The organism is Streptomyces sp. NBC_01089 (assembly GCF_045162975.1).
In the GTDB taxonomy this organism is placed as follows: domain Bacteria; phylum Actinomycetota; class Actinomycetes; order Streptomycetales; family Streptomycetaceae; genus Streptomyces.
In genome coordinates this window covers 2113993-2139850 of the sequence record NZ_CP108660.1, presented here as the reverse complement: position 1 = coordinate 2139850, position 25858 = coordinate 2113993, and the positions used below count along the sequence as shown (strand labels likewise).

Genomic DNA, 25858 nt, shown 5'->3' with positions numbered 1-25858 from the left:
ATGGACATCGACGTAAAGCTTCTGAAGGGCTTGGCGAAGGAGAAGGAGATCTCCTTCGACCTGCTGGTCGAGGCGATCGAGTCGGCCCTCCTCATCGCCTACCACCGCACGGAGGGAAGTCGCCGCCTCGCCCGCGTGCGCCTCGACCACGACAACGGTCATGTGACGGTCTGGGCGAAGGAGGACCCGGCCGACCTCGAAGAGGGCCAGGAGGCCCGGGAGTTCGACGACACCCCGTCCGACTTCGGCCGGATCGCCGCGACCACCGCCAAGCAGGTCATCCTGCAGCGGCTGCGGGACGCGGAGGACGACCTGACCTTCGGCGAGTACGCCGGACGCGAGGGCGACGTCGTCGCCGGGGTCGTCCAGCAGGGCAAGGACCCGCGGAACGTGCTGGTCGACATCGGCAAACTGGAGGCCATCCTGCCGGTGCAGGAGCAGGTGCCGGGCGAGACCTACTCGCACGGGCTGCGGCTGCGCACCTATGTGGTCCGGGTGGCCAAGGGCGTCCGCGGCCCGTCCGTGACGCTCTCCCGCACCCACCCCAACCTGGTGAAGAAGCTCTTCGCGCTGGAGGTCCCGGAGATCGCGGACGGCTCGGTCGTCATCGAGGCCATCGCCCGCGAGGCCGGTCACCGCAGCAAGATCGCCGTCCGGTCGACCCGGTCGGGGCTCAACCCGAAGGGTGCCTGCATCGGCCCGATGGGCAGCCGCGTCCGCAATGTCATGGCCGAGCTGCTCGGCGAGAAGATCGACATCGTGGACTGGTCGGACGACCCGGCCGAGATGGTGGCCAGCGCGCTCTCGCCCGCCCGGGTCAGCAAGGTCGAGATCGTCGACCTCGCCGCCCGCTCGGCGCGGGTCACGGTCCCCGACTACCAGCTCTCCCTGGCCATCGGCAAGGAGGGGCAGAACGCCCGCCTCGCCGCCCGGCTGACCGGCTGGCGTATCGACATCCGCCCGGACACCGAGCCGGACGACGGTCCGTCCGGCGGCCGGGACGACGAGAGCTGAGCCCGACGGCCCCGGCCGCCCGGCCGGGACCGTATCCGCACGACTGCGGAAAACTTCAGGACAACATCCGTTCGATTCCTGCCCCGATCGGGTGGGGTCGTTACGGGGAGGTAGACTTAAACGTGTCTGGCCGGACAGTCGACCGAGCGTGCCCTGAGCGAACCTGCGTGGGATGCCGGGAGCGGACGGCCAAGAGCGAACTGCTGCGCATCGTCGTGGTTGAGGGCAAATGCGCCCCTGATCCGCGCGGTACGCTGCCCGGCCGGGGTGCGTACGTGCACCCCGCCTCGGTCTGCCTCGACCTGGCGGTCCGCCGCCGGGCGTTCTCCAGGGCCTTCAAGGTCAGGGGGCCGCTCGACAGCGCGGAACTGAACCAGTATGTCGGGCAGGCAGCACCGTAATAAGTGAACGGCACGGGTCCCCGTGCGGTCAGGTACCTCGCGAGTTGGAAGTAGGTCGAGATTGCGATGAGCACTCGATGAGTACGCGATGAGTACGCCCATGAAGTAGCGACGGTCCGGCGGTAACCCGGACCTAAAAGGAGCGAAGTGGCTAAGGTCCGGGTATACGAACTCGCCAAGGAGTTCGGAGTTGAGAGCAAGGTCGTCATGGCCAAGCTCCAAGAACTCGGTGAATTCGTACGTTCGGCGTCCTCGACGATCGAGGCGCCTGTCGTACGCAAGTTGACCGACGCTTTGCAGGGGCCCGGCGGCAACGCCGGCAAGTCCGCTGCCAAGCCTGGCGCGCCCCGCAAGGCCGCGCCCTCTCCCGCACCCCGTGCGGGTTCCACGCCTGCGGCGCCGTCCCCGGCCGCCGCGGCCCGTCCCGCTGCCCCGAAGCCCGGCGTCCCGGCCCCCAAGCCGGCCGCAGCCGAGGCTCCGCAGAGCAGCGCCCCCAGCACCCCGTCGGCGCCCTCCCCGGCCGCCCCGGGTCCGCGTCCCGGCCCGAAGCCCGCGGCCAAGCCCGCTCCGGCGGCTCCGGTCCCGGCGGCCGAGTTCTCCGCGCCTGCCCCGGCCCAGCCGGCGGCGCCGCAGACCCCGCGTCCCTCGGGTGCCACCCCGGGTCCCCGTCCCACGAACGCCCGTCCGGCCCCGGCCGGCGGTCAGCGTGACGGTGGCCGCGGCGGCGAGCGTCCGGCACGGCCGGCCGGCCAGGGCGCCCCGCGCCCCGGCGGCAACCGCCCGTCCGGTCCCCGTCCGGGCAACAACCCGTTCACCTCCGGTGGCTCCACCGGCATGGCCCGCCCGCAGGCACCCCGTCCCGGTGGCGCCCCGCGTCCCGGCGGCGGCCAGGACCGCCCCGGCGGCCCGCGCCCGCAGGGTGGTCCCGGTGGCGCTCCGCGCCCCCAGGGCCAGGGTCAGGGCGGCGCCCGTCCCAGCCCCGGCGGCATGCCCCGTCCGCAGGGCGGCGCCCCGCGTCCCGGCGGCGCCCCCAGCGGTAACCGTCCCAACCCCGGCATGATGCCGCAGCGTCCCGCCGCCAGCCCCCGTCCCGGTGGCGGTCCCGGCGGTGGCGGCCGTGGTCCCGGCGGCGGCGCAGGCCGTCCCGGCGGCGGCGCCCGTCCGGGCGGCGGCGGCTTCGCCGGACGTCCGGCAGGTCCCGGCGGCGGCGGTCGTCCCGGCGGTGGCGGTGGCTTCGGCGGCCGTCCCGGCGGCGGCGCTCCCGGTGGTGGCTTCGGTGGACGTCCCGGTTTCTCGGGCCGTCCCGGCGGCCCCGGTGGCCGCGGTGGCACACAGGGTGCCTTCGGCCGTCCCGGCGGGCCCGCCCGCCGTGGCCGCAAGTCGAAGCGGCAGAGGCGCCAGGAGTACGAGTCGATGCAGGCCCCGTCGGTGGGCGGTGTCATGCTGCCCCGCGGCAACGGGCAGGCTGTCCGGCTGTCCCGCGGCGCGTCCCTCACCGACTTCGCGGAGAAGATCAACGCGAACCCGGCGTCGCTCGTCGGCGTGATGCTGAACCTCGGCGAGATGGTCACTGCGACGCAGTCCGTCCCGGACGAGACGCTGAAGCTCCTCGCGGACGAGATGAACTTCGTCCTGGAGATCGTCAGCCCCGAGGAGGAGGACCGCGAGCTGCTCGAGTCCTTCGACATCGAGTTCGGCGAGGACGAGGGCGGCGAAGAGGCTCTCGTCTCGCGCCCGCCGGTCGTCACCGTCATGGGTCACGTCGACCACGGTAAGACCCGGCTGCTCGACGCGATCCGCAAGACGAACGTCATCGCGGGCGAGGCCGGCGGCATCACCCAGCACATCGGTGCCTACCAGGTCTCCTCCGAGGTCAACGGCGAGGACCGCCGTATCACCTTCATCGACACCCCGGGTCACGAGGCGTTCACCGCCATGCGTGCCCGTGGTGCGAAGTCCACCGACATCGCGATCCTCGTGGTGGCGGCGAACGACGGTGTGATGCCCCAGACGATCGAGGCGCTGAACCACGTCAAGGCGGCCGGTGTGCCGATCGTCGTCGCGGTCAACAAGATCGACGTCGAGGGCGCGGACCCGACCAAGGTGCGCGGTCAGCTCACCGAGTTCGGGCTGGTGGCCGAGGAGTACGGCGGCGACACGATGTTCGTCGACATCTCCGCCAAGCAGGGTCTCCACATCGATTCCCTCCTGGAGGCCGTCGTCCTCACCGCCGACGCCTCGCTCGACCTGCGGGCCAACCCGGAGCAGGACGCGCAGGGTATTGCGATCGAGTCCCACCTGGACAAGGGCCGCGGTGCCGTCTCGACCGTCCTCGTCCAGCGCGGCACGCTGCGCATCGGCGACACGATGGTCGTCGGCGACGCGTACGGCCGGGTCCGGGCGATGCTCGACGACAACGGCAACAACCTGGAGGAAGCGGGTCCCTCGACCCCCGTCCTCGTACTGGGTCTCACCAACGTCCCGGGTGCGGGCGACAACTTCCTGGTGGTCGACGAGGACCGTACGGCCCGTCAGATCGCCGAGAAGCGTGCCGCCCGTGAGCGCAACGCCAACTTCGCCCGCAAGGGCGTCAGGTTCTCCCTGGAGAACCTGGACGAGGCGCTCAAGGCCGGTCTGGTCCAGGAGCTCAACCTCATCATCAAGGGCGACGCGTCCGGTTCGGTGGAGGCTCTCGAGTCCTCGCTGCTCCAGCTCGACGTCGGTGAAGAGGTCGACATCCGGATCCTGCACCGCGGTGTGGGTGCGGTCACCGAGTCGGACATCGACCTGGCGACCGGCTCCGACGCCATCGTCATCGGCTTCAACGTGCGCGCCGCAGGGCGTGCCGCGCAGATGGCCGAGCGCGAAGGTGTGGACGTCCGGTACTACTCGGTCATCTACCAGGCGATCGAAGAGATCGAAGCGGCCCTCAAGGGCATGCTCAAGCCGGAGTACGAAGAGGTCGAGCTCGGCACGGCGGAGATCCGCGAGATCTTCCGCTCGTCCAAGCTGGGCAACATCGCCGGTGTGCTGGTCAGGTCCGGCGAGGTCAAGCGCAACACCAAGGCGCGCCTGCTGCGTGACGGCAAGGTCGTCGCGGAGAACCTCAACATCTCCGGTCTGCGCCGCTTCAAGGACGACGTCACCGAGATCCGCGAAGGGTTCGAGGGCGGTATCAACCTCGGCAACTTCAACGACATCAAGATCGACGACGTCATCGCGACGTACGAGATGCGCGAGAAGCCCCGCGGCTGATCCGTATCGCGGCCGGTCCGTACCCGAGCGGTACGGACCGGCCGGGCGCAGCCCCAGGGCAGCGCAGTGGTCGGGGCCGTTCGGCGGGAGTTATATCCGTCGAGCGGCCCCGGCCGTTGCGTGTACGGTTCTGGTGTCCCCGCCAAGCGGTTGGCGGGGCGCGACCCCGAACCGGCGGGACATCCGGACATGCATGTATGTAGGGACACTGTCCTTCGATCTCCTGCTCGGCGACGTACGGTCACTGAAGGAGAAACGCTCCGTCGTCCGGCCCATCGTGGCCGAACTCCAGCGCAAGTTCGCGGTGAGCGCGGCCGAGGTCGGCGACCAGGATCTGTACCGCAGGGCCAGGATCGGCCTCGCGGTCGTGTCCGGCGGGACGGAGCACCTCACTGATGTACTCGACCGGTGCGAGCGGCTTGTCGCCGCCCGGCCCGAGGTGGAGCTGCTGTCCGTACGACGGCGGCTGCACGGCGACGAAGACGATTGAGCAAGGCTCGAGAAGGAGACGGACCAGTGGCCGACAACGCGCGGGCGAAAAAGCTGGCGGACCTCATCCAGGAGGTGGTCGCCGAGAAACTGCAGCGCGGCATCAAGGACCCCCGTCTGGGCACGCACGTGACCATCACGGACACCCGCGTCACCGGTGACCTGCGGGAGGCCACGGTCTTCTACACGGTCTACGGGGACGACGAGGAGCGGGCGAGCGCCGCGGCCGGTCTGGAGAGCGCCAAGGGCATCCTGCGGTCGGCGGTCGGTGCGGCGGCGGGGACGAAGTTCACGCCCACCCTCGCCTTCGTGGCCGACGCGCTGCCGGAGAACGCCAAGGCGATCGAGGACCTCCTCGACCGGGCCAGGGCGTCGGACGCCAAGGTGCGCGAGGCGTCGTCCGGCGCCACGTACGCCGGCGGGGCCGACCCGTACCGCAAGCCGGAGGACGAGGCCGACGAGGCCGCCGCGTCCGGCGACGACGACGGGGACAACGCCTCCGCATGACACAGCAGAACTCCGTGCCGGACGGCCTTGTCATCGTCGACAAGCCGTCCGGCTTCACTTCGCACGACGTCGTGGCCAAGATGCGCGGGATCGCGAAGACCCGCCGGGTCGGCCACGCGGGCACCCTCGACCCGATGGCCACCGGCGTCCTCGTCCTCGGGGTCGAGAGGGCCACCAAGATGCTCGGCCATCTCGCGCTGACCGAGAAGGAGTACCTCGGTACGATCCGGCTCGGCCAGAACACCGTCACCGATGACGCCGAGGGCGAGATCACCTCGTCCGCCGACGCGTCGGCGGTGACCCGTGAGGCCATCGACGCCGGAGTGGCCGAGCAGACCGGCGCCATCATGCAGGTGCCGTCCAAGGTCAGCGCCATCAAGATCGACGGAAAACGTTCGTACGCGCGGGTGCGCGGCGGCGAGGAGTTCGACATCCCGGCCCGTCCGGTGACCGTCTCCTCGTTCCGGGTGTACGACGTCCGCCCGGCCGTCGCCGACGACGGGACGCCCGTCGTCGACCTGGTCGTCTCGGTGGTCTGCTCGTCCGGTACGTACATCCGCGCCATTGCCCGTGACCTCGGGGCGGCCACCGGGGTCGGCGGCCATCTGACGGCGCTGCGCCGTACCAGGGTCGGCCCGTACGGTCTTGACACCGCCCGAACGCTGGACCAGCTCCAGGAGGAGCTGACGGTGATGCCGGCCGCGGACGCAGCCGCTGCAGCCTTCCCCCGCTGGGACGTGGACGAGAGGCGGGCCAGGCTGCTGCTCAACGGTGTTCGGCTCGACATGCCCGGATACCCGGCAGGGGCCGTGGCCGCCTTTGGCCCGGACGAGCGCCTGCTCGCCCTGGTCGAGGAGGAGAACGGCAAGGCCAAGAGCCTCGCCGTCTTCGGCTGACCGGACGCCGCCCCCGCGGACCCACCGTGGAGCGGGCAGGACCACCTGCCCGCTCCACGATCCCCCTCGCAAGGGGTCTGTCCATCGCGGCCCCGCGATTCACTCGTTTGGCCAGGCGCTCGGAGTGAACGCCCGGAGCGCAAGGGGGCGCTTTCGGCCGGTGTCCTTCTCCCGGCGATCACCGCGTGCCTACGGTCTGACCATGGGCAGTGGGGTGGGAAACGGGGTGGGAAACGGGGACCGGGAGACGCTGGTACGCGTCTGCGATCCGGCGGGACGCCTGCGAGGCACCGGCTTCGTCGCCGATGACCGGGGCACGGTGGTGACCGGCCACGAGGTGGTCGCCGGCCTCACCGGCGCCGTGCTGTACGGGGCGGCCGGCCGGTCGTGCTGCGCCGGGCCCGGAGCAGTCACCGCACTGCCCGAGCTGGGGCTGGCCCTGATCCGGAGCGAGGACCTCGGGGTGGCTCCGCTGCCCGTCGCCGTCCGGGACACGGTGGACACCGGCACCTATGTGCGCGTCGCCGCGCTCGGCTGGCGCGCCGCACGCGTCCTGGGCGAGACCACCGTGACCTACCCGGCGGACGGCCGCTGCCACCGCCCCGCCGCCCTGGAGCTGGCGCTCGGCACCCAGGGCAGCGACGCGCTCCGGCCGGGCGGCGGAGCGGCGGGCGGCCCCGTCGTGGACGCCTCGACCGGCGCCGTGCTCGCGGTGCTCGGCACCACCTTCCTGGGCGAGCGCCCGGTGGCCGGCCTCGCCGTTCCGCTGCGCGGCGCCGCGCTCGCCCCGCTGCTGCGGCGCAACGCCGCGACCGTCCCCGGCTACGGCCGCGACCTCAACCTGGCGGCCGTCCTCGAGCTGACCGCCACATCGGTCGGCGCCGCGGGCTCCGCCGAGCTGTGGCGCGACCCGGTCGAGCGGCCCGGTATCGCCGCCGCGCTCGACGGCTTCCGGGCGGACGGCGGGCCGGTGCTCGGCCTGGTGGGCGCGCCCGGCACCGGGCGGACGACGGAGCTCACCGCCCTCGCGGCCCGCAGGGCCCGCGGCGCGCAGCCCGCCCCCACGGTCTGGCTGCGCGGCGCCGATCTGCGCGCCGCCGATGGCTCCGTCGCCGACGCGGTGGCCCGTACGGTCCGGCAGGCCGGACGGATCGTCGGCGCCGACGGTCTGGACCGTGCCACCCCGGAGCGCGTCGCCGACCTCGCGGCCGCGGCGGGACAGCCGCTGCTCATCCTGCTGGACGCGCCGGAGGAGATGGCGCCGCTGCCCGCGGGCGCGCTGCCGGAGTGGGCGGCGGCCACCACACGCTGGCTGTGCGCGCACGGGGTGCGGATGGTGGTCGGCTGCCGTCCCGAGTACTGGGAGCAGGCGGCGGGGCTGCTCGGCCCGCGGGGCGCGGAGTGCGTACGGATCGGGGACCTGCCGCCGCGCGAGGCCGAGCGGGCCAGGCAGCGCTACGGCATCCCGGAGGGGATGCTCGCCCCGGAGGACGCGGGCCATCCGCTCACGCTGCGGATGCTCGCCGAGGTGCGGGCCGCGATTCCCGACGGGGTGGACGGCAGGCCCGCCCGTGAGGACGTGTTCACCGCGTATCTGGACCTGCTGTGTCTGCGGACCGCCGTACGGATCGCGGCCGCGCGGCGCCCCGCGCCCCGTGGAGCCGAGGTGCGCCGTCTCGCGGCGACGGTCTCGGGCCGGGTGCACGAGGCGGCGCGGCGCTGTCTGGGGCCGGGCCAGGGGGAGTTGGACCGGGCCTCCTTCGAGGAGCTGTTCCCGTGGCGTACCGGCTGGGCTTCGGCGGTGCTGACCGAGGGGCTGCTGACCCCGGCGGGCGCCGGATACCGCTTCGCACACGGTGAGCTGGCCGACTGGGTGCAGGGCGAACACCTCGATGTGGACGGCGCGTTGTACGCACTGGTCCACCGCCGCGCGGCGGAGCAGGCCGCCGGGGCCGCCGCCCGGCTCCCGGAGCGGGCGGGCGCCGCCGCTGTGCCGCGCCCGCCGACCGTGCCCCGGCACCGGGCAGGTCCGGTGGTCCAGGCACTGCTGCTGCTCGGACGCCGCCACGGCCACCACGAACTGGGCCGTCGGCTGCGCGAGTTGACCGAGGCGCTGGACCGGATGCAGGACGCGCCGCCGGGGCCACGGACACCGGGGCCGGGCCGGGAGCAGAGCCGGGGGCCGGGGCGCGGTGCGGAGGCTGCAGAGGGCGCAGAGGGTACGGAGGGCGCGGAGGGTGCGGAGCCCGTGCCGTCGGTGCCCAGGCAGGCAACGCGCGCCACCGCCCGGCCCCAGGACCCGCCCCGCGGCCTCGTTGCACCGGACGGCGACGGCATGGGCTTGGCCGGCGGGGGTGTGTCCGGACCGGGTGAGCCCAGCCGGGCTGTGTCCGGCCCGGGGGAGTCTGGCCGGCGTGTGTCCGTCCCGGGTACGCCCGGCCAGGGTATGTCCGGACCGGGTGTATCCGACCGGCGTGTCTCCGTCTCGGGTACGTCCGGCCAGGGCGCGCCCGACTGGGGTGTGGCAGGTCCATCGACGTCGGCCCGGGGCATGTCCGGTCCGGCGACACCCGCCTCGGGTGCCTCTGCCCTGGGCACGTCAGGACCGTCAGGACCGGGGCCATCCAGTGCGCCGATGCTCGGCCCGCATGCCCATGGCCCGCACGCGGATGGCCCGCACGCGGATGGCCCGCACGCCGACGGCACACACGGGGCACCCCTTCCCGGGGGCGAACCCCTCCCCGGGGGAGAACCGCAGCCCGTCGCGGCGCTCGCCGACCCCGAGTGGTGGGCGGCGCGGCTGCTCGCCGATGTGCTGCTGCGTGTGCCGGACGCCCGGCCGTACATCGGTGTCCTGCGGCTCCTCGCCGACCGGATCACCCTGCTGTCGGTCCGCGCGGGCGGACCCCGCGGGCTCGGCGGATTCCGCGTCTTCGACAGCGCGTTCTGGGAGCGGCTGCGGCTCGGCGAGAGCCACCGCCTCGATCTGCTGCGGCGCCTGGTGCCCGCCGACGGTGTGCCCGGTGCGCGGTCCGCCGACCGCTATCTGGACGCGGCCGCCCGGCGGCTCGCCGCCGAGCCCAGGACCGTACAGCCACTGCTGTGCCGCTGGTTCGGCGACGAGCGGCTGCTGCCGTCCGACGCCGGGGCCGAGCTGCGGCCCACCGTCGCCGGGGCCGCCCAGGCGCTGCTGTACACCCGGCGCGGACTGGCCGTCGACGACCTCGCGGAAGCGCTCGTCGCCACGGACCACCCCCGCGCCGACGAACTGCTCGCCGCGCTCGCCGAGGACGAGACGTCCGCGCTCTGCCGCGCCGTGGACCGCTGGGCGCACGACGACCGGCCCGAGCGCCGGGCGGCGGCGGCCCGGCAGGCCGCGCGGGCCGCCGTGCACGCCAGGACAGGACCCGACAGCGAACTGCTGCGGTACGCGGCCCTTGCGCTGCTCGCCCGCCCCGGCGACACCGGACTGCACGGCCCCGCCCTGGCCCTGCTCATCAGCGACCCGGCCACCCGCGCCCGGCATCTGCCGCGCGCCCTGGCCCTCTTCGAGTCCGGCGGGACGAAACTGCCCGCCGCCGCGCTCGCCGTCGCCCTGCCCACCCACCCCGACCCCGTGTTCGCCGCCTTCGAAGCGGTCCTGCGGTCGCGGCCGGACGCGGCGGGCCCGGTACTGAGCGCACTCGCCGGGGTCAGCGACCCCGCCCAGGCCCGCCGCGCCGCCGCGCTCGTCCACGAGTACATCGACCGCCACCCGCCGGGCGCCGTGCACGCGGCCACCTTCGTCGACCGCCGCCTGGAGGACGGCCCGGCCGCCCGCGCCGTTGTCTTCCCGCTGGTCACCGGCTTGCTGCGGGGCCGCCCGAGCCGGGTGCGCGAGGCGCTGGCCCCGGTGCTCGCCGCGCCCGGCGGCCAGGGCTCGCGCGCGATGCGGGCCGAGCTGCTCGACGTACTGCTGGAGTACGAGCGGTTCGAGGCCAGGGACGGTGCGGCCGTCCTGGAGGCCCTGGTGCGGGCCGCGGCGGACGGGGCCGCCCACCGTGCCGAAGCCAGGACCCGTGACCTGGTCCACCGCGCGGGACTGCTGCTGGTCCGTACACCCGACGGCGCGGCCGCGCTCGACCGGCTGCTGGCCGAACTGTCCACACGGTCACCCGTCTTCGCAGGACAGCTCGCCGACTGGCTGGCCCGCGCACCCCAGGAGTGGGCCGTGATCGTCGGCCCGCAGACCCGGCTCGCGGCCGGGGAGCCCGCGGCCCCGATGCCGATGCACGCCGCGAGCGCCGGACATGGCAGTCTTAGACCTGCGTAACTGGCAGGGCATTGATCATGTACACGGGTTCGGGCGAGGAGCGGTCTCAGTGCAGCGCTGGCGTGGCTTGGAGGACATTCCCCAGGACTGGGGACGCAGCGTCGTCACCATCGGCTCCTACGACGGGGTGCACCGCGGCCATCAGCTGATCATCGGGCGGGCCGTGCGGCGCGCGCGTGAGCTGGGCGTTCCCGCCGTGGTCGTCACCTTCGACCCGCACCCCAGCGAGGTCGTGCGGCCCGGCAGCCACCCGCCGCTGCTCGCCCCGCACCACCGGCGCGCCGAGCTGATGGCGGAGCTGGGCGTGGACGCGCAGCTGATCCTCCCCTTCACGACCGAGTTCTCGAAGCTGTCGCCCGCCGACTTCATCGTGAAGGTCCTGGTCGACAAATTGCACGCCCGCGCCGTGATCGAGGGCCCCAACTTCCGCTTCGGCCACCGGGCGGCCGGAAATGTCGGCTTCCTCGCCGAGCTGGGCTCGACGTACGACTACGAGGTCGACATCGTCGACCTCTCGGTGAGCGGAGAGGCGGGCGGCGGCGAGCCGTTCTCGTCGACCCTCACCCGCCGACTGGTCGCCGAGGGCGACATGACCGGCGCCGCCGAGATCCTGGGCCGCCCGCACCGCGTCGAGGGCGTGGTGGTCCGGGGCGCACAGCGCGGCCGTGAGCTGGGCTTCCCCACGGCGAACGTCGAGACGCTTCCGCACACCGCGATCCCTGTGGACGGGGTGTACGCGGGATGGCTGACCGCCGACGGCGAACGGATGCCCGCCGCGATCTCGGTGGGCAGCAACCCCCAGTTCGACGGCAGCGAGCGCACCGTCGAGGCGTACGCCATCGACCGCGTCGGCCTCGACCTGTACGGCATGCATGTCGCCGTCGACTTCCTCGCCTACGTACGCGGCATGGAGAAGTTCGACTCGATCGACGCGCTCCTGGTGGCCATGGCGGACGACGTGAAGCGCTGCCGGACGCTCATCGAGGCGTACGAGTCGCACTGACCGCGTCCCGCGCACGCTCCGCACCACGCGCTCAGCTCTGCGCGGCCACCAGCACGTCCCCGGCCGCGGTACGGCAGTAGAGCACCGACCGCCCGGCCCGCCGTCTGAACACCAGACCGGCGTCCAGCAGAACCCTGAGATGACGGCCCACCGACCCCAGGGCCTGACCCGAGAGGGCGACCAGCTGTGTCGTGCTCTTCGGGGTGTCGAGCAGCAGCAGAACACCGGCCCGCCCACTGCCCAGCAGCCTGCCGAGCGCCCCGGGCACGGCCGCCCGCACCGGCTCCGACAGCGGCCCCGTACAGGGGTAGACGGCGGAGAAACGGTGCGGCCTGTCCCACGAGACCCAACCGCTGCGCCCGCTCGCCGGCACGAACAGCAGCTGCGCACCCGAGACCTCCTGCGGCTCGTACGCGCCGTGGTTGATCCGCAGCCGGCCCTCGCCCAGCCAGCGCATCCCCGGCCGGATGTCGTCCAGCGCCGCCGCCCAGCCGCCCTTCGTGAGCTGCCGGGTGCGGGCCAGGATGTCCGCCTCGAAGAGGCGCCGCCGCCGGGGCCAGTACGGCAGGACGGTCTCCGTCCACACCCACTCCAGCAGGTCGGCCGCGCGGCCGGGCAGATCGTCCCGGTCCAGCGCGCCGGGAAGCCGGCCGCCCGCGCCGTGGGCGAGGTCGTGGCGGGCCTCGGCCGGCGGGGTGGCGCGGACCACGGCCAGCTCGCGGTGGAATTCCGATTCGTCCTCCGAGGGCGGTGTGGGGGACAGGAAGTCGGCGATCCAGTGCGGCCGCAGACCGGTCCGCACCAGCAGCCGGGTGACCGGGTCCGCGTCCAGCAGCTCCTGGTAGGCAGGCCGGTGCGCGGCCAGCCAGGACAGCTCACCCGGGTGCCCGGTCTGCCCCGACTCCAGCATCACCAGACAGGCGAAAGCCTCACTGAACTGGGAGATCACAAACCGGCTGCGCGCCAGGGTGTCCGCGTCGATGACCCACAGCCCCATGTTTCGCCCCCTTGCGAAACATTATCCTCCGGCCCGGCGCCCGGTCAGAATCCGGCGCATGCGCACCTACCGACAGCTCTTCGGCGTCCCGGAGTTCACCCCGCTCTTCGTCTCGGTCTCGCTCCTGGGCGTGGGCTCGACCGTGAGCGGCATCGCCCTGGCCTCGCTGGTCTTCTCGGCCACCCACTCCCCGCTGCTCGCCGCGCTGAGTATGTTCGGCGGCTCCTTCGCCCAGGTCATCGGAGCGGTGGCGCTGCTCTCCGCCGCCGACCGGCTGCCGCCCCGGGCCGCGGAGACCGGCCTCGCGGCGACGGCCGCGGCGGGCGCAGCGGCCCTCGCGCTCCCGGGCCTGCCGCTCCCGGCCGCCTTCTCGGTGCTGTTCGCCCTCGGCCTGGCCGGCTCTGTGGGCGGCGGGGTGCGCTACGGCCTGCTCGCCGAGATCCTGCCCCAGGAGGCGTACGTCCTGGGGCGCTCGGCGCTGAACATGTCCAACGGGATCACGCAGATCGCCGGATTCGCGGTCGGCGGGGCGCTCGTCGCCGCACTGTCGCCACGCGGCGCACTGCTCGTCGCCGCCGCGCTCGCCCTGGCCGCCGCGGCCGTCGCGCTCGGCGGGCTCAGCAGCCGGCCGGCCCGGTCGGCGGGCCGCCCTTCGGTCCGGGAGACCTGGCGCGTCAACCGGCTGATCTGGTCGTCGGCGCCGCGCCGGTACGTCTACCTCGCGCTCTGGGTGCCCAACGGGCTGATCGTCGGCTGCGAGTCGGTCTTCGTGCCGTACGCACCCGGGCACGCGGGGCTGCTGCTCGCGGTCGCCGCGTTCGGGATGCTGGCCGGGGATGTGACGGTCGGCCGGATCGTGCCCCCGCGGTGGCGGGCCCGGATCGCCACCCCGCTGCGGTTCCTGCTCGCCGCGCCCTATCTGGTCTTCGCGGTCCGGCCCGGGCTGCCACTCGCGCTGGCGGCCGTCGTGCTGGCCTCGGTCGGATACGCGGCGAGCCTGGTCCTGATGGAGCGTCTGGTCGAACTGACCCCGGACGACATCCAGGGCCAGTCGCTCGGCCTGCACACCTCGGGAATGCTCACACTCCAGGGGGTGGGCGCCGCCCTCGCGGGAGCCGTGGCCCAGCGCACCTCGGCCGCGACGGCCATGGCGGTGATGGCCGCGCTGTCCGTCGCCGTGTCCCTGGCCCTGGTACGGGGACTGCGGGCCCCGGCACCCGTGGCGCCGGTGCGGCCGGCCCCCTGACCGCGCCGGCGCACCGGCTCAGTGGCCATGCACGGGCAACTCGGTGATCGCAAAAGCTGTGGCCCAGGCAAGAGGTGAAGGGCCACGCGCAGGAGGTGTTGGAGAGAAGATCCGGGACCCCCGGGGTCCTCCGCTGGGCAGCCGCCTCATGAACGCGTGAGGTCAGCCGGGCGGGCGGACCGGTTCCGTGGATGGGGGCTGTGGTGCTGTCCAACTGGCGAGGAGTCTGAGGCGGTCCTCCGAGGGGGTGCCCGGCTCGGCCGTGTAGACGGTCAGGTCGTGGACGGCCCGTTGAGGCAGGGGCAGGTTCAGTGAGCGGAAGGTCATCTCCAGACGGCCGACCTCGGGATGGTCCAGCCGCTTGACGCCTTCGTGATGGATCCGGACGTCATGACTGGCCCACATGGTGCGGAAGTCGGGGCTGAGCGTGGACAGTTCGCCGACGAGCTCACGCAGGGCCCGGTCGTGGGGTTCGCGTCCGGCTTCGGCGCGGAGCACCGCGACCGTGGCCCTCGCGCCTTCCTCCCAGTCGACGAAGTAGTCGGGGGAGCCGGGGTCGAGGAAGAAGTAACGGGGGAAATTGGCGCAGCCCCGGTCGCCGGTGGTGTCGCTGTCGAACATCGGTGAGTACAGCGCCCTGCACAGCGCGTTGCTCGCGACGATGTCCAGATGTCCGTTGCGTACGAAGGCGGGGGCCATGGTCATGGAGTCCACCATCCACTGGACGGAAGACGGGATCTCGACGTCCTTGCGGCGGTGCGACCTGCGGCGGGCGGGGCGAGCCGCTCTGGCCAGAGCGAGCAGGTAGGTGCGCTCGTCCTCATTGAGGCGCAATGCCTGCGCGACCGCTTCCAGCACGTCATCGGAGACGCCACTGATGTGGCCCTTCTCCAGCCGTGTGTACCACTCGGTGCTCACACCGGCGAGGGCCGCGACCTCCTCGCGACGGAGTCCCGGAACGCGGCGTCGTCGGCTGGTGGGCAGTCCGACCCGCTCCGGGGGGAGCTTGGCGCGCCGGCTGATGAGGAAGTCGCGGATGTCCGAGCGGTTGTCCGTGCGACTCCCGGTGCGGTGTCCGGGCGGAGGTTCCATTCGGCCACGATACCCATGGTCCGGCCGACAGAGAGAGGTTGTGTTTATACCCCCCATAAACGCGGCCTTGCCCGTCTCCGACGGCGCCGGTTCCCTGGGGTCGGCGGACTTGAACGGTGCACCTTCATCCCAGGCCGCCGTCCGCCGTCCCCCTCACGCTTCAGGAGCATGACCATGACCAGCAAGACCGTACTGATCACCGGCGCGACCAGCGGTATCGGCGCCCACACCGCGCGGTTGCTCATCGACCGCGGCCACCGCGTGGCCGTCACCGGCCGCAACGAGAGCAGACTGAAGGCGTTCCTCGACGAGGCCGGTCACTCCGACCGCCTGCTGGGCCTGGTCGCGGACGCGGCGGACTGGCAGGCCACCGAGTCGGCCGTGAACCGTACCGTGGCGCATTTCGGTGCCCTTGACGCGGCGGTGGCCAACGCCGGATTCATGTCCGGTGACTCCATCGGGGCCGGCGACCCCACGCTGTGGTCGCCCATGGTCCTCACCAACGTCCTCGGCCCCGCGCTGCTGGCCCATGCCACCCTGCCCCACCTCGAAGCCACCGGCGGACGGCTGGTGCTCATCGGCAGCGTCGCCGGGCTGAAGAACTCTTCCGCCAACCTCTACTCGGCCACCAAGTGGGCCACCACCGGACTGGCCGAGAACCTGCGCCTGCACGCGACGACCCGCGGCATCGGTGTCACTCTCGTCAACCCCGGCATGATCGACACCCCCTTCTGGCAGGGCGCAGGCGTTCCCCCCTTCGCCCTGCCTCCCCAGCCCATCGCCGAGGCCATCTGCTTCGCCCTGGACCAGCCGACGGGCGTCGACCTCAACACCCTGACCATCCGGCCCCTGGGCCAGCCCGTCTGACCACGCCCGGTTGCCACACCACACCGCTCGCCTCAGGACGCCGGTACCGGCCCCACCGTCTTCGACGCCGTCGCCCAGTGGCACGCCACCGCGTCCCGCCCGCCGCCGGCCAGCACCGGAAGATCCTTCGTACGGCAGGCGTCGGCGACCCCCGCGCGCTCCGCCTCACCCGAGGCGAGGATCTGGCAGCGGGCATGGAAGCGGCACCCCGGCGGGACCCTGGACGGGTCCGGCGGCTCGCCGGTGAGCACCACCGGTTCCGTCGCCGCGTCCGGCATCACCGACAACAGCGCCTGGGTGTACGGGTGTTGCGGCGCCGTGAGGATACGGTCCACGTCACCCGTCTCCACGATCCGGCCGAGATACATCACCGCCACCCGGTCGGCGATGTTCCACGCCAGCCCCAGATCGTGGGTCACGACCAGGGCCGAGAGCCCCAGCTCGTCCCGCAGCCGCAGCAGCAGGGCGAGGATCTCACCGCGCACCGAGGCGTCCAGCGAGGCCACCGGCTCGTCCGCCACGATGAGTTCGGGTTCGAGCACCAGCGCCCCCGCGATCACCACCCGCTGGCGCTGACCGCCCGACAGCTCGTGCGGATACTTCAGGAAGAACCGCTCGGGAGGCCGCAGCCCCGCCCGGGAGAGCGCCTCGGACACGGCGGCCCGCTCGTCGCCCGTGTACCCGTGGATCCGCAGGCCCTCCGCCACCGCCTCGTACACGGTGTGCCGCGGGTTCAGCGAACCGCTCGGGTCCTGGAGCACCAGCTGGACGCGCTTGCGGTACGCCTTGAGGGCGCGGGCCGAGAGGTCCAGCGGCTCGCCCCCGAAGGTGACCTGCCCTGACGTCGGCCGTACGAGCCCGAGGAGGGTGCGGGCGAGCGTCGTCTTGCCGCACCCCGACTCGCCGACCAGGGCCACGATCTCACCGGGCCCGATGTCGAGGTCCACCCCGTCGACGGCGCGCGCGGGGGAGGCCCCGCGCCGGCCGGGGAAGGCGACCTCCAGCGCGGTGGTGCTGAGCAGGGGAGGGGTGGTCATGAGGTGCTCCTTGCTTCCTCGGCACCGGGCTCCGCGACCGGGCCGCCGTCCGGCCGTACGAGCAGGCAGGCCGCCTGCCACGCCGGCCCGGCGTCCCGCAGCTCGGGCCCGGCGGTCGTCGCGCACTCGTCCAGGGCCACCGGGCAGCGCGGATGGAACGTACAGCCCGACGGGAGCGCGGCCGGATCGGGCGGATCACCGGGCAGCCCGCGCGGGGCACGCCGGGAAGCGGGGTCGCCGATGCGCGGGAAGGCCCCGGACAGCGCGGTGCTGTACGGGTGGGCCGCACCGGTGAAGACCTGCTGGGCGGGGCCCTCCTCGACGACCCGGCCCGCGTACATCACGGCCAGCCGGTCGCAGGTATCCGCCAGTACCGCCAGGTCGTGGCTGATCATCAGCAGGCTGATGTCCTGGTCGGCGACCAGCCGCTCGATCAGCCGCAGGATCTGGGCCTGGATCATCACATCGAGCGCGGTGGTCGGCTCGTCGGCGACGATGACCTGCGGGTCGCAGGCCAGCGCCATCGCGATCATCACCCGCTGCCGCTGCCCGCCGGAGAGCTCGTGCGGATAGGCGTCGGCCCGCGCCGCGGGCAGCCCGACCTGCTCCAGCAGATCGCGGGCCCGCCCGCGCGCGGCGGCCGGGGTCGCCTGACGGTGGACGAGCAGCGGCTCAGCGATCTGGTCGCCGATCCGGTGCACCGCGTTGAGGGAGTGCATCGCGCCCTGGAAGACGATCGAGGCGCCCGCCCACCGGACGGCCCGCAGCCGTCCCCACTTCATGGTGAGGACGTCCTCGCCGTCGAGCAGGATCTCGCCGCTCAGCTTCGCCGAAGCAGGCAGCAGCCGCAGCAGTGCGAGTGCCAGCGTCGACTTCCCGCACCCGGACTCACCGGCGATCCCGAGCTTCTGCCCGGCCCCGACGGTCAGGTCCACCCCGCGCACGGCGGGCACCGCGCCCGCTCCCGACCCGTAGGTCACGTGCAGGTCCTTGATTTCGAGGAGGCTCAACGTCCCACCCCCAGCTTCGGGTTGAGCACGGCCTCCACGGCACGGCCGCAGAGGGTGAAGGCGAGCGCGACGAGCGCGATGGCGATCCCGGGCGGCGCCAGATACCACCAGTGTCCCGAGGAGACCGCGCCCGCCTCCCGGGCGTCCTGGAGCATGCCGCCCCAGGAGATCAGCGTCGGGTCACCGAGCCCGAGGAAGGCCAGGGTCGCCTCGGTGAGGATCGCGTCGGAGATGCCCAGCGTCGTCTGGGTGAGCACCAGCGGCACCACATTGGGCAGCACGTGCCGGGTCATCACATGCCCGTGGCCGCCCCCGAGCGCCCTCGCGCGTTCGATGTACGGACGGGACTCCACGGCGATGGTCTGCGCCCGCACCAGCCGGGCGGTGGTCGGCCAGGAGGTGACACCGATCGCCAGGATCACCGTCCAGATCGAGTGGTCGAGCACCGTCGCCAGCACGATCGCCAGCACCAGGGTCGGCATCACCAGGAACCAGTCGGTGATCCGCATCAGCACCGTCGCGAACCAGCCGCCGAAGTGCCCGGCGATGATCCCGACCAGGGTGCCGATGGCCACCGAGAGCGCGGCGGCCAGCAGCCCCACCGTGAGCGAGATCCTGGCGCCCCAGACGAGCAGCCCGAGCAGCGAACGCCCGAACTGGTCGGTGCCGAGCGGGAACTCACCGCTGGGCGCCTCCAGCGGCGACCCGGGCGCCTTGGTCACGCTCTGCACGTCACTGCCGACCAGCAGCGGCGCGGCCAGCGCGATCACCGCGATCAGGACGAGCCCGGCCAGCCCGAAGACCCCGGCCCGGTGCGTGCGGTACTGCTGCCAGAAGCGGCCCAGGGACTCACGCTGCCTGGCCCTGGCGAGTGAGCCCGCCGTCGGTTGTGCGGTCGTCATCGGCCCACCCTGGGATCGAGCAGCGGATAGAGCAGATCGGCGAGGAGGTTCATCACGATCATCGCGCCCGCGAAGACCACGAACAGCCCCTGCACCAGCGGAAGGTCCGGCACGCTCAGCGCCGAGTAGAAGAGACCGCCGACGCCGGGCCAGGAGAACACCGTCTCGACCAGGATCGAACCGGCCGCCACACGGCCGAAGTTGATGAAGATCATGGTCATGGTCGGCAGCATGGCGTTGGGCACGGCGTGCCGGCGGCGTACGAGGACGTCGCGCAGCCCCTTGGCCCGGGCCGTCGTCAGATAGTCGCTGCCCATCTCGTCCAGCAGCGAGGACCGCATCACCAGCAGGGTCTGCGCGTACCCCACCGCGACGAGGGTGATGACGGGCAGCACCATATGGTGCGCCACATCCGTGACGTACGCGAAGCCGGTCAGGCCGCCGGACTCCATGCCTCCGGTCGGGAACATCCCCGGGACCGGGCCGATGCCCACCGCGAAGACGATGATCAGCAGCAGCCCGAGCCAGAAGGCGGGCACCGACCACAGGGTCAGCGCAACCCCGGTAGAGATCCTGTCGCCGAGCCCGCCGTGCCCCCACGCGGAGCGGGTGCCGAGCCACAGGCCGAGCGCGGAGTAGATCAGCACGGCGGCACCGGTGAGCAGCAGCGTCGCGGGCAGTTTCTGCGCGATCAGCTGGCCGACGGGGGCGTGGAACTGGTACGAGGTGCCCAGGTCGCCGCTGAGCGCCTTGGTGCAGTACTGGGTGAACTGCTGCCAGACCGGCAGATCGAGCCCCAGCTGCTTGCGCAGGGCGAGCAGCTGCTGATGGGTGACCGGATGACCGTGTGTCATGGTGCGGACCGGGTCGCCGGGGATGATCCGGAACAGGAAGAAGCTGGTGACGAGGACGGCGACCAGCGAGACGGCGGCGCCGCCCAGCTTGCCCGCCACATACAGCAGATACGCGGTCGCGTTACGGGTGCGGGGGCCGGACGGCCCGGTCTTGACCTGGACCGGGCCGTCGGCCGCACCCTCCGCGAGCGGAGTGGTGCCGGCAGCGCTCATGGGTTATTCACGGTCTTCCGCGGTGGAACGGCGGCGCAGGGCGACGAAGCCTCCGAGCCCGATGACGACGACAGCCGCCACGATGCCGATGACGAGCCCCGTCGAGGAACCCGACGACTTCGAGGCGCTGTGGTCGGCGGGGACCGCCGACCAGAAGCTCCAGTAGCCGTCCTGGCCCCAGATGTTGCCCGCCGCCAGGGGCATCGTGTCGATGGACTTGATCTGGTCGGTACGGTACGCCTCGACCGCGTTCGGATACGCCATGACATTCATGTACCCGGTGTCGTACAGCCGCGATTCCATCTGCTTCACCAGATCGGCGCGCTTGGCCGGGTTGTACTCGACGGCCTGCTGGGCGTAGAGGCTGTCGAACTTCTTGTCGCAGATGAAGTTGTCGGTGGACCCGGTGCCCTTGGGCGTGTCGGGCAGCGCGGCGCAGGTGTGGATGGACAGGACGTAGTCCGGGTCGGGATTGACCGAGTACCCGTCGAACGCCAGGTCGTACTGACCGGCCAGCCAGGGGTCGGAGACGTTGTCGAGGCAGCTCATCTTGAGCCCGATGCCGAGCTTGCCCCACCACTCCTGCATGTACTGGCCGATGGCCTTGTCGTTCGGGTCGGTGGCGTGGCACAGCAGCCGGAAGCTGAGCGGCTTGCCGTCCTTGCCGACGCGCTTGCCGTCACCGTTCTTCTTGTAGCCCGCCTGGTCCAGCAGGGCCGCTGCCCTGGCCGGGTCGTAGGAGATCTTCTGGCTCGCCGACGGCTTCCAGAAGTAGCTGGAGAAGCGTGGCGGGATATAGCCGGCGCCCTCGACGGCGTGTCCCTGGAAGACCTTGTCGATGATGGTCTTGGTGTCGGTCGCGGCGAACAGCGCCTTGCGGACCCGGGGGTCGAGCAGGGCCGGGTTGCCGTCGCCGATCTTCTTGCCGTTCTTGGCCTTGGCGCCCGGGTTGGTGGCGAGCGCGTAGAAGCGCCGGCCCGGGGCGTCGTTGACCTTGATGTTCTTCTCGGTCTTCAGGGCCGCGGCCTGGGCCGGGGTGAGGCCCTGGACGAAGGAGACCTCACCCTTCTGCAGGGCGGCGACGGCCGCGTCGTTGTCCTTGTAGTACTTGAAGTCCAGCTCGTCGAACTTGGGGGCGCCGCGCCAGAACGTCTTGTTCGGCTTGAACTTCAGATACTGGTCGACCTTGTAGTCGGTGAGGATGAACGGGCCGTCGCCGACGACCGGGAACTGCTTGTCGTTGTTGAACTTCGAGAAGTCCCCGACCTTCTCCCAGATGTGCTTCGGCACGATCGGCACATCGAGCGCGGTCATGGTGGCCTGAGGCTTCTTCAGCTGCACGACCAGTGTCCGCGCGTCGGGGGCGGTGACCTTCTTGAAGTTCGCCGTGAAGCTGCCGTTGGCGGTGGCGGCCGCGCTGTCCGTCATCATCTTGTTGAACGTCCAGGCCGCGTCGTCGGCGGTGACCTGCTGACCGTCCGACCATGTGGCGTTCTTCCGGATGGTGAACGTCCAGGTGAGCTTCGAGGACGACGACTTCCAGGCGCTGGCGAGGCCCGGGATGGTGTGGCCGTCCTTGACGTCGTAGTTGGTCAGGTACTCGTACATGAGCCGCAGCGCGGTGGTGGACACCAGGCGCGTGGTGAGGAACGGGCTCAGCGAGTCGACGCTCTGGTTGACCGCGACGGTGAGGACCTTCTTGCCGCCTGAGCCTGAGCCTGAGCCGGCGTCAGAGGCGGAGTCGGCGGGGGCTGCGGCAGGGGCCTCGGCCGTCGTGGCGTGGGCCTGTTGGGGGGCCGGGTTCAGCGGGGTCGCGGCGGCGGCCGCCAGGGCGAAGGCGGTCGCACCGGTGGCCAGGAGCAGACGGAAACGGGAACGATGCCGGATAGGGCCGGTCGGAACTCTTCTGTCCATGGGCGTTGACCTCGCGTCAGGGTGAATCATGGAGTCGCCAGCTGGTGAAGCGAAGGTTTATCAGCGGTGGTTTAGACATGTCAACGGTCGTCAAGACCGTGCCTGGTCTGCACAAATGTCTGAAGGCCCGCACCGTTCACACGGTGCGGGCCTTCAGTGGTCTATACCCTTATCGCCTTACTGCTGAGGGGGCGGCGGCGCCTGCGGGGGCTGCTGCTGAGGCCATCCGGCCGGCGGGACCGGCCCCTGCGGCTCCGGCTCACCGGGCTGACCTGGGTGTCCCTGCGGCTGGGGCGGGGACTGCGGCTGCCCCGGCTGGGCGGGCTGCTGCTGCCAGGGCTGTCCCTGGGGAGGGGGCGAGCCGGGCTGCCCCGGGTGCGCGGGCTGTCCCTGCCCCTGCTGCCCCGGCTGTGGGGGCTGCTGCTGCCACCCCTGTTGCTGCGGCGGATAGGGCTGCTGCGGCCCTTGGGGTGCCTGCGGTGCGTACGGCTGCTGCCCGCCGGGCATCGGCGGGGCCATGTGGGGCGGGGTGCCCTGGCCGTTGCCGGTCCACAACCCCTGGGCCTGCTGGGCGCGTTGGAAGTCCTCGGCGACCAGCGCGGAGAGGTTGAAGTACGCCTCACGGGTCTTCGGCCGCATCATGTCCAGGTCGACCTCGGCGCCCGCCGACAGATGCTCGTCGAACGGCACCACGACGACCGCGCGGCAGCGGGTCTCGAAGTGCTGCACGATGTCGTCGACCTTGATCATCTTGCCGGTCTCGCGGACCCCGGAGATCACCGTGAGCGACCGCTGGACCAGCTCCGAATAGCCGTGCGCCGAGAGCCAGTCGAGCGTGGTGCTCGCGCTGGACGCGCCGTCGACGGACGGGGTGGAGACGATGATCAGCTGGTCGGCGAGGTCGAGCACGCCCCGCATGGCGCTGTAGAGCAGACCCGTACCGGAGTCGGTCAGGATGACCGGGTACTGCTTGCCCAGGACGTCGATCGCCCGGCGGTAGTCCTCGTCGTTGAACGTGGTGGAGACGGCGGGGTCCACGTCGTTGGCGATGATCTCAAGACCGGAGGGCGCCTGCGAGGTGAACCGGCGGATGTCCATGTACGAGTTGAGGTACGGGATCGCCTGGACCAGGTCACGGATGGTGGCCCCGGTCTCCCGCCGTACCCGCCTGCCGAGCGTCCCCGCGTCCGGGTTGGCGTCGATCGCCAGGATCTTGTCCTGCCGTTCGGTCGCGAGTGTGGCGCCCAGTGCGGTCGTCGTCGTGGTCTTGCCGACACCGCCCTTGAGGCTGATGACGGCGATCCGGTAGCAGGAGAGGACCGGCGTCCTGATGAGGTCGAGCTTGCGCTGCCGCTCGGCCTCCTCCTTCTTGCCGCCGATCTTGAAGCGCGAGGCACCGGCCGGGCCACTGCGACTGCTCTTCGTCTTCTGCTTGTTGCGGATCAGCCGGTCGGACGACAGCTCGACGGCCGCCGTGTACCCCAGCGGCGCACCGGGAACGGATCGCTCCCGCTGGTCATGGGCGACGGGCTGCGGCCAGCCGGCCCCGCTGCGGGGATCGACGGGGGCGGCGGGCTGCTGCGCCTGCTGTCCCGGCTGCTGTCCTCGCTGTCCCTGCCCGGGGCCCTGGGCCTGCGGGTCCTGCGGCGCGGGCAGGCCCGGGGCAGGAGCGCCGGGCTGCGGGAATCCGTAACCGGAACCGGGGTGCTGCGGCTGCGGGGTCTGCCCCTGCGGCGCGGGCTGCTGCTGGGGCTGACCCGTCTGGGGAGCCTGCGGAGCCTGAGGCGGCTGGGCAGCGGGCGGCTGGGGGGCGGGCTGCGGGAATCCGTAACCGGCCTGTCCCTGCGGTGCCCCTTGCTGCTGCGGGAAGCCGTAACCGCTCTGCGGCGGCTGAGGAGCCTGCGGCGGCAGCGGCTGCTGCGCGGACTCCACGGGCCGGGGCTGCTGGGGGAATCCGTACCCGGCCTGCGGCTGCTGAGGCTGCTGGGGTGCGGGCTGGTCGGGTGCAGGGGCGGGGGTGGGCTGCGGGAACCCGTAACCGGCCTGGGACTGATGGGGCACTTGTGGGGCGGGCTGGTCGGGCGCAGGCGGCGGGAATCCGTACCCGGCTTGCGGCTGCGGCGGCTGTTCCGCCCGGGGGGCCGGCGGCTGGGGAGCGGGCTGCGGGAAGCCGTAGCCGCCCTCCTCGCCGGTGGGCCGCGGGGCCTGGGCGGGCCAGGACGGCGGCGCCGCGGGACCTCCGGGACCGGCGGGACCGGCCGTGGGCTGACCCTGCGGCTGCGGCTGGGGCGGCCCGGGGTACGGCTGCGACTGATCGGCGCTCGGCGTGCTCACCGGCCACTGCGGAGCGGCCGGCGGTGCGGCGGGCTGGAACGCGGGCGGCAGCGGCGGCAGTTCGCCCTGCGGCGGCGACGAAGGAGCGGGCACCCAGGGCTGGGCGGGCGGCGCCGGAGGGGCGTCCTGCGGCTCAGGGGCGTCCGGAACGTGCGGCGGCACCGCGTCCTCGATCGCATCGCCGGTCCCGGGCACGGCGTCGGAGGGCTCACCGAAGGAGGCAGCGACATCCGCGAACGCGTTGGACCCGTCGGACCGATAGGGGCCGGAAGCCCCGCTGGGCGTCCCTGCCGCCGAAGCGGGCGCGTTGCTCTCCTGCTCGGCGGCCGGAGGAGCCCCCGACCGCTCGCGTGCGGCCTTCGCGGCCGCTTCGAGCTTCTCGAACTCACGCTTCAGCGCGGCGGGGGAGAACTTCATGGTGTCCCCGCTCTCCACCTCACCCCCGCCGAGCGCCTCGGCCGCCTTCTCGGGCTCGGCTTCCGGAGCGGGTGCCACTACGGGGTCGGCCTCCGGCACGACCGTCGAGAAGGACTCAGGCTCCGAATCCGGCTCGGAATCCGACTCCTGCTCCAGCTCCTGCTCCTGCTCCGAATCCTGCTCCGAATCCGGCTCGGACTCGGGCTCCGACCCGGCGGGCCCGGACTGCGCCTCGGACGCCGTCTCGGCCTCTGCTCCGTTCCGCGCGGCGGATTCCCGGGCCGCCTTCGCGTCGGATTCCGCATCGGCCTCGCCCCACGGATCGAAGTCCGCTCCCAGGCTGGAGTCCGACGCCGGGAAGGACGCCGAAAACGACGCCGAAGAGGGCGCCTTGTGGTCAGGCACCTCGTCCCGGCCGGAGGGGGCGGCGCCCGCTCGGCGCCCGGCCCCGCTACCCGTCGCGTCCTTGTTCTTGTCCTCGTCCCTGTTCCCGTCCTGATCCGCGACGGCCGGCGCCGGGCTCCAGTTCGGCTCGAACCCTCCGGTCAGCGGCAGCCCCGGCACAGCCGCAGGCCCGCCGACGGGACCGGTGGGCTGGACCGGGCCCACCCGGGGCGCCTCAGGAGCCCGGGCCACCGGCGGAGCCGGCGGCAGCGGGGGAGTGGGGGCGGCAGCCGGAGCAGGCGGCGGAGCGGCCGGTGCCGGTTCCTGCGCCTGGGCGTCCGAAGCGTTCTGCGTATACCAGGCGGGAGGGGTGTAGTCGATGGTGAACTCACCCGTCTCGGCGGGATCCGCGTCGGACTGATCGTCGACGGGTGTGTTCGGTCCCCCGCGAATCTCGTCCCGATCGCTGTTCACAATGCCTCCCGCTGGTGTGCTCTAGCACCCTCGTGCCGTAGTGGATGGGGGGCGACCGTTGTCGTCCGATCCGCCTGGCTCTCCCCGTGAGGACGCGAACATCCCGCGTGCGGGTTCTGGCCCGCGCCCCCGTACCAGCCTAATCACCATTCGTACCGGGACGGCATGACGGAGTGCACCGTCGGACGTGACCTTTACGTCAAGAGGCGCCCGAAGAATGCTCTGTTACGTCACAACGCA

General features: G+C 72.4%; 18 protein-coding genes. 10 read left to right on the top strand and 8 right to left on the bottom strand.

All coding sequences use genetic code 11. The features are described from left to right. From nusA to OG510_RS09280, 8 genes are all read left to right on the top strand, one after another. Positions 1-1014, top strand: coding sequence for a transcription termination factor NusA (nusA, locus tag OG510_RS09315; RefSeq protein ID WP_164267863.1), 1014 nt, complete (start codon positions 1-3; stop codon positions 1012-1014). Between the two features lie 122 nt (positions 1015-1136). Then, positions 1137-1415 (top strand): YlxR family protein, encoded by a 279-nt coding sequence (locus tag OG510_RS09310; protein ID WP_164267864.1) that lies wholly within the window; start codon positions 1137-1139, stop codon positions 1413-1415. A 147-nt stretch (positions 1416-1562) separates the two neighbouring features. After that, positions 1563-4670, top strand: coding sequence for a translation initiation factor IF-2 (gene infB / locus OG510_RS09305; protein WP_406136311.1), 3108 nt, complete (start codon positions 1563-1565; stop codon positions 4668-4670). A gap of 193 nt (positions 4671-4863) precedes the next feature. After that, the gene (locus tag OG510_RS09300; RefSeq protein ID WP_406136310.1) at positions 4864-5160 is read left to right on the top strand and encodes a DUF503 domain-containing protein; all 297 of its coding nucleotides are present in this window, start codon (positions 4864-4866) and stop codon (positions 5158-5160) included. Positions 5161-5186: 26 nt separating this feature from the next. Next, entirely contained in the window at positions 5187-5666 is a 480-nt protein-coding gene (rbfA, locus tag OG510_RS09295) for a 30S ribosome-binding factor RbfA (RefSeq protein ID WP_164267660.1), read from the top strand. After that, entirely contained in the window at positions 5663-6562 is a 900-nt protein-coding gene (truB, locus tag OG510_RS09290; RefSeq protein WP_406136309.1) for a tRNA pseudouridine(55) synthase TruB, read from the top strand. The genes rbfA and truB overlap by 4 nt, the downstream gene beginning before the upstream one ends. 226 nt (positions 6563-6788) lie before the next feature. After that, positions 6789-10874 (top strand): trypsin-like peptidase domain-containing protein, encoded by a 4086-nt coding sequence (locus tag OG510_RS09285; protein WP_406142341.1) that lies wholly within the window; start codon positions 6789-6791, stop codon positions 10872-10874. Between the two features lie 49 nt (positions 10875-10923). After that, positions 10924-11877, top strand: a complete 954-nt coding sequence (locus OG510_RS09280) for a bifunctional riboflavin kinase/FAD synthetase (protein ID WP_406136307.1) — start codon at positions 10924-10926, stop codon at positions 11875-11877. Between the two features lie 31 nt (positions 11878-11908). Here OG510_RS09280 and OG510_RS09275 read toward each other — a convergent pair whose 3' ends face one another. Continuing rightward, on the bottom strand, positions 11909-12874 hold the full coding sequence (locus OG510_RS09275; protein WP_406136306.1) for an ArsR/SmtB family transcription factor: 966 nt from the start codon (positions 12872-12874) through the stop codon (positions 11909-11911). A gap of 58 nt (positions 12875-12932) precedes the next feature. Here OG510_RS09275 and OG510_RS09270 point away from each other — a divergent pair, with 58 nt between their 5' ends. Continuing rightward, positions 12933-14120, top strand: a complete 1188-nt coding sequence (locus OG510_RS09270) for an MFS transporter (RefSeq protein ID WP_406136305.1) — start codon at positions 12933-12935, stop codon at positions 14118-14120. Between the two features lie 162 nt (positions 14121-14282). Here the strand turns inward: OG510_RS09270 and OG510_RS09265 are convergent, their stop codons facing one another. Further along, positions 14283-15212, bottom strand: a complete 930-nt coding sequence (locus OG510_RS09265; protein ID WP_406136304.1) for a helix-turn-helix domain-containing protein — start codon at positions 15210-15212, stop codon at positions 14283-14285. Between the two features lie 174 nt (positions 15213-15386). Between OG510_RS09265 and OG510_RS09260 the strand changes: the two genes are divergently transcribed. Next, positions 15387-16079, top strand: coding sequence for an SDR family oxidoreductase (locus OG510_RS09260; protein WP_406136303.1), 693 nt, complete (start codon positions 15387-15389; stop codon positions 16077-16079). Positions 16080-16111: 32 nt separating this feature from the next. On the opposite strand, the gene OG510_RS09255 is transcribed toward OG510_RS09260, so the two are convergent. From OG510_RS09255 to OG510_RS09230, 6 genes are all read right to left on the bottom strand, one after another. Further along, positions 16112-17116 carry an oligopeptide/dipeptide ABC transporter ATP-binding protein gene (locus OG510_RS09255; RefSeq protein ID WP_406136302.1) on the bottom strand — a complete coding sequence of 335 codons (1005 nt, stop codon included), beginning with the start codon at positions 17114-17116 and terminating at the stop codon, positions 16112-16114. Continuing rightward, complete coding sequence (locus OG510_RS09250) at positions 17113-18126, bottom strand: ABC transporter ATP-binding protein (RefSeq protein WP_406136301.1); 1014 nt, start codon at positions 18124-18126, stop codon at positions 17113-17115. Before OG510_RS09250 ends, OG510_RS09255 begins: the two co-directional genes overlap by 4 nt. Continuing rightward, positions 18123-19028, bottom strand: coding sequence for an ABC transporter permease (locus OG510_RS09245; RefSeq protein WP_406136300.1), 906 nt, complete (start codon positions 19026-19028; stop codon positions 18123-18125). Before OG510_RS09245 ends, OG510_RS09250 begins: the two co-directional genes overlap by 4 nt. Continuing rightward, on the bottom strand, positions 19025-20095 hold the full coding sequence (locus OG510_RS09240) for an ABC transporter permease (protein ID WP_406136299.1): 1071 nt from the start codon (positions 20093-20095) through the stop codon (positions 19025-19027). The genes OG510_RS09245 and OG510_RS09240 overlap by 4 nt, the downstream gene beginning before the upstream one ends. Positions 20096-20098: 3 nt before the next feature. Then, positions 20099-22009, bottom strand: coding sequence for an ABC transporter substrate-binding protein (locus OG510_RS09235; protein WP_406136298.1), 1911 nt, complete (start codon positions 22007-22009; stop codon positions 20099-20101). Positions 22010-22186: 177 nt separating this feature from the next. After that, complete coding sequence (locus tag OG510_RS09230; RefSeq protein ID WP_406136296.1) at positions 22187-25618, bottom strand: SCO5717 family growth-regulating ATPase; 3432 nt, start codon at positions 25616-25618, stop codon at positions 22187-22189. Positions 25619-25858: the final 240 nt, after the last annotated feature.

Coding starts and splice junctions, on each gene's coding strand:
- truB (WP_406136309.1), top strand. CDS start 5,663: ATGACACAGCAGAACTCCGTGCCGGACGGCCTTGTCATCGTCGACAAG.
- nusA (WP_164267863.1), top strand. CDS start 1: ATGGACATCGACGTAAAGCTTCTGAAGGGCTTGGCGAAGGAGAAGGAG.
- OG510_RS09260 (WP_406136303.1), top strand. CDS start 15,387: ATGACCAGCAAGACCGTACTGATCACCGGCGCGACCAGCGGTATCGGC.
- OG510_RS09270 (WP_406136305.1), top strand. CDS start 12,933: ATGCGCACCTACCGACAGCTCTTCGGCGTCCCGGAGTTCACCCCGCTC.
- OG510_RS09255 (WP_406136302.1), bottom strand. CDS start 17,116: ATGACCACCCCTCCCCTGCTCAGCACCACCGCGCTGGAGGTCGCCTTC.
- OG510_RS09235 (WP_406136298.1), bottom strand. CDS start 22,009: ATGGACAGAAGAGTTCCGACCGGCCCTATCCGGCATCGTTCCCGTTTC.
- OG510_RS09265 (WP_406136304.1), bottom strand. CDS start 15,212: ATGGAACCTCCGCCCGGACACCGCACCGGGAGTCGCACGGACAACCGC.
- OG510_RS09300 (WP_406136310.1), top strand. CDS start 4,864: ATGTATGTAGGGACACTGTCCTTCGATCTCCTGCTCGGCGACGTACGG.
- OG510_RS09240 (WP_406136299.1), bottom strand. CDS start 20,095: ATGAGCGCTGCCGGCACCACTCCGCTCGCGGAGGGTGCGGCCGACGGC.
- OG510_RS09275 (WP_406136306.1), bottom strand. CDS start 12,874: ATGGGGCTGTGGGTCATCGACGCGGACACCCTGGCGCGCAGCCGGTTT.
- OG510_RS09245 (WP_406136300.1), bottom strand. CDS start 19,028: ATGACGACCGCACAACCGACGGCGGGCTCACTCGCCAGGGCCAGGCAG.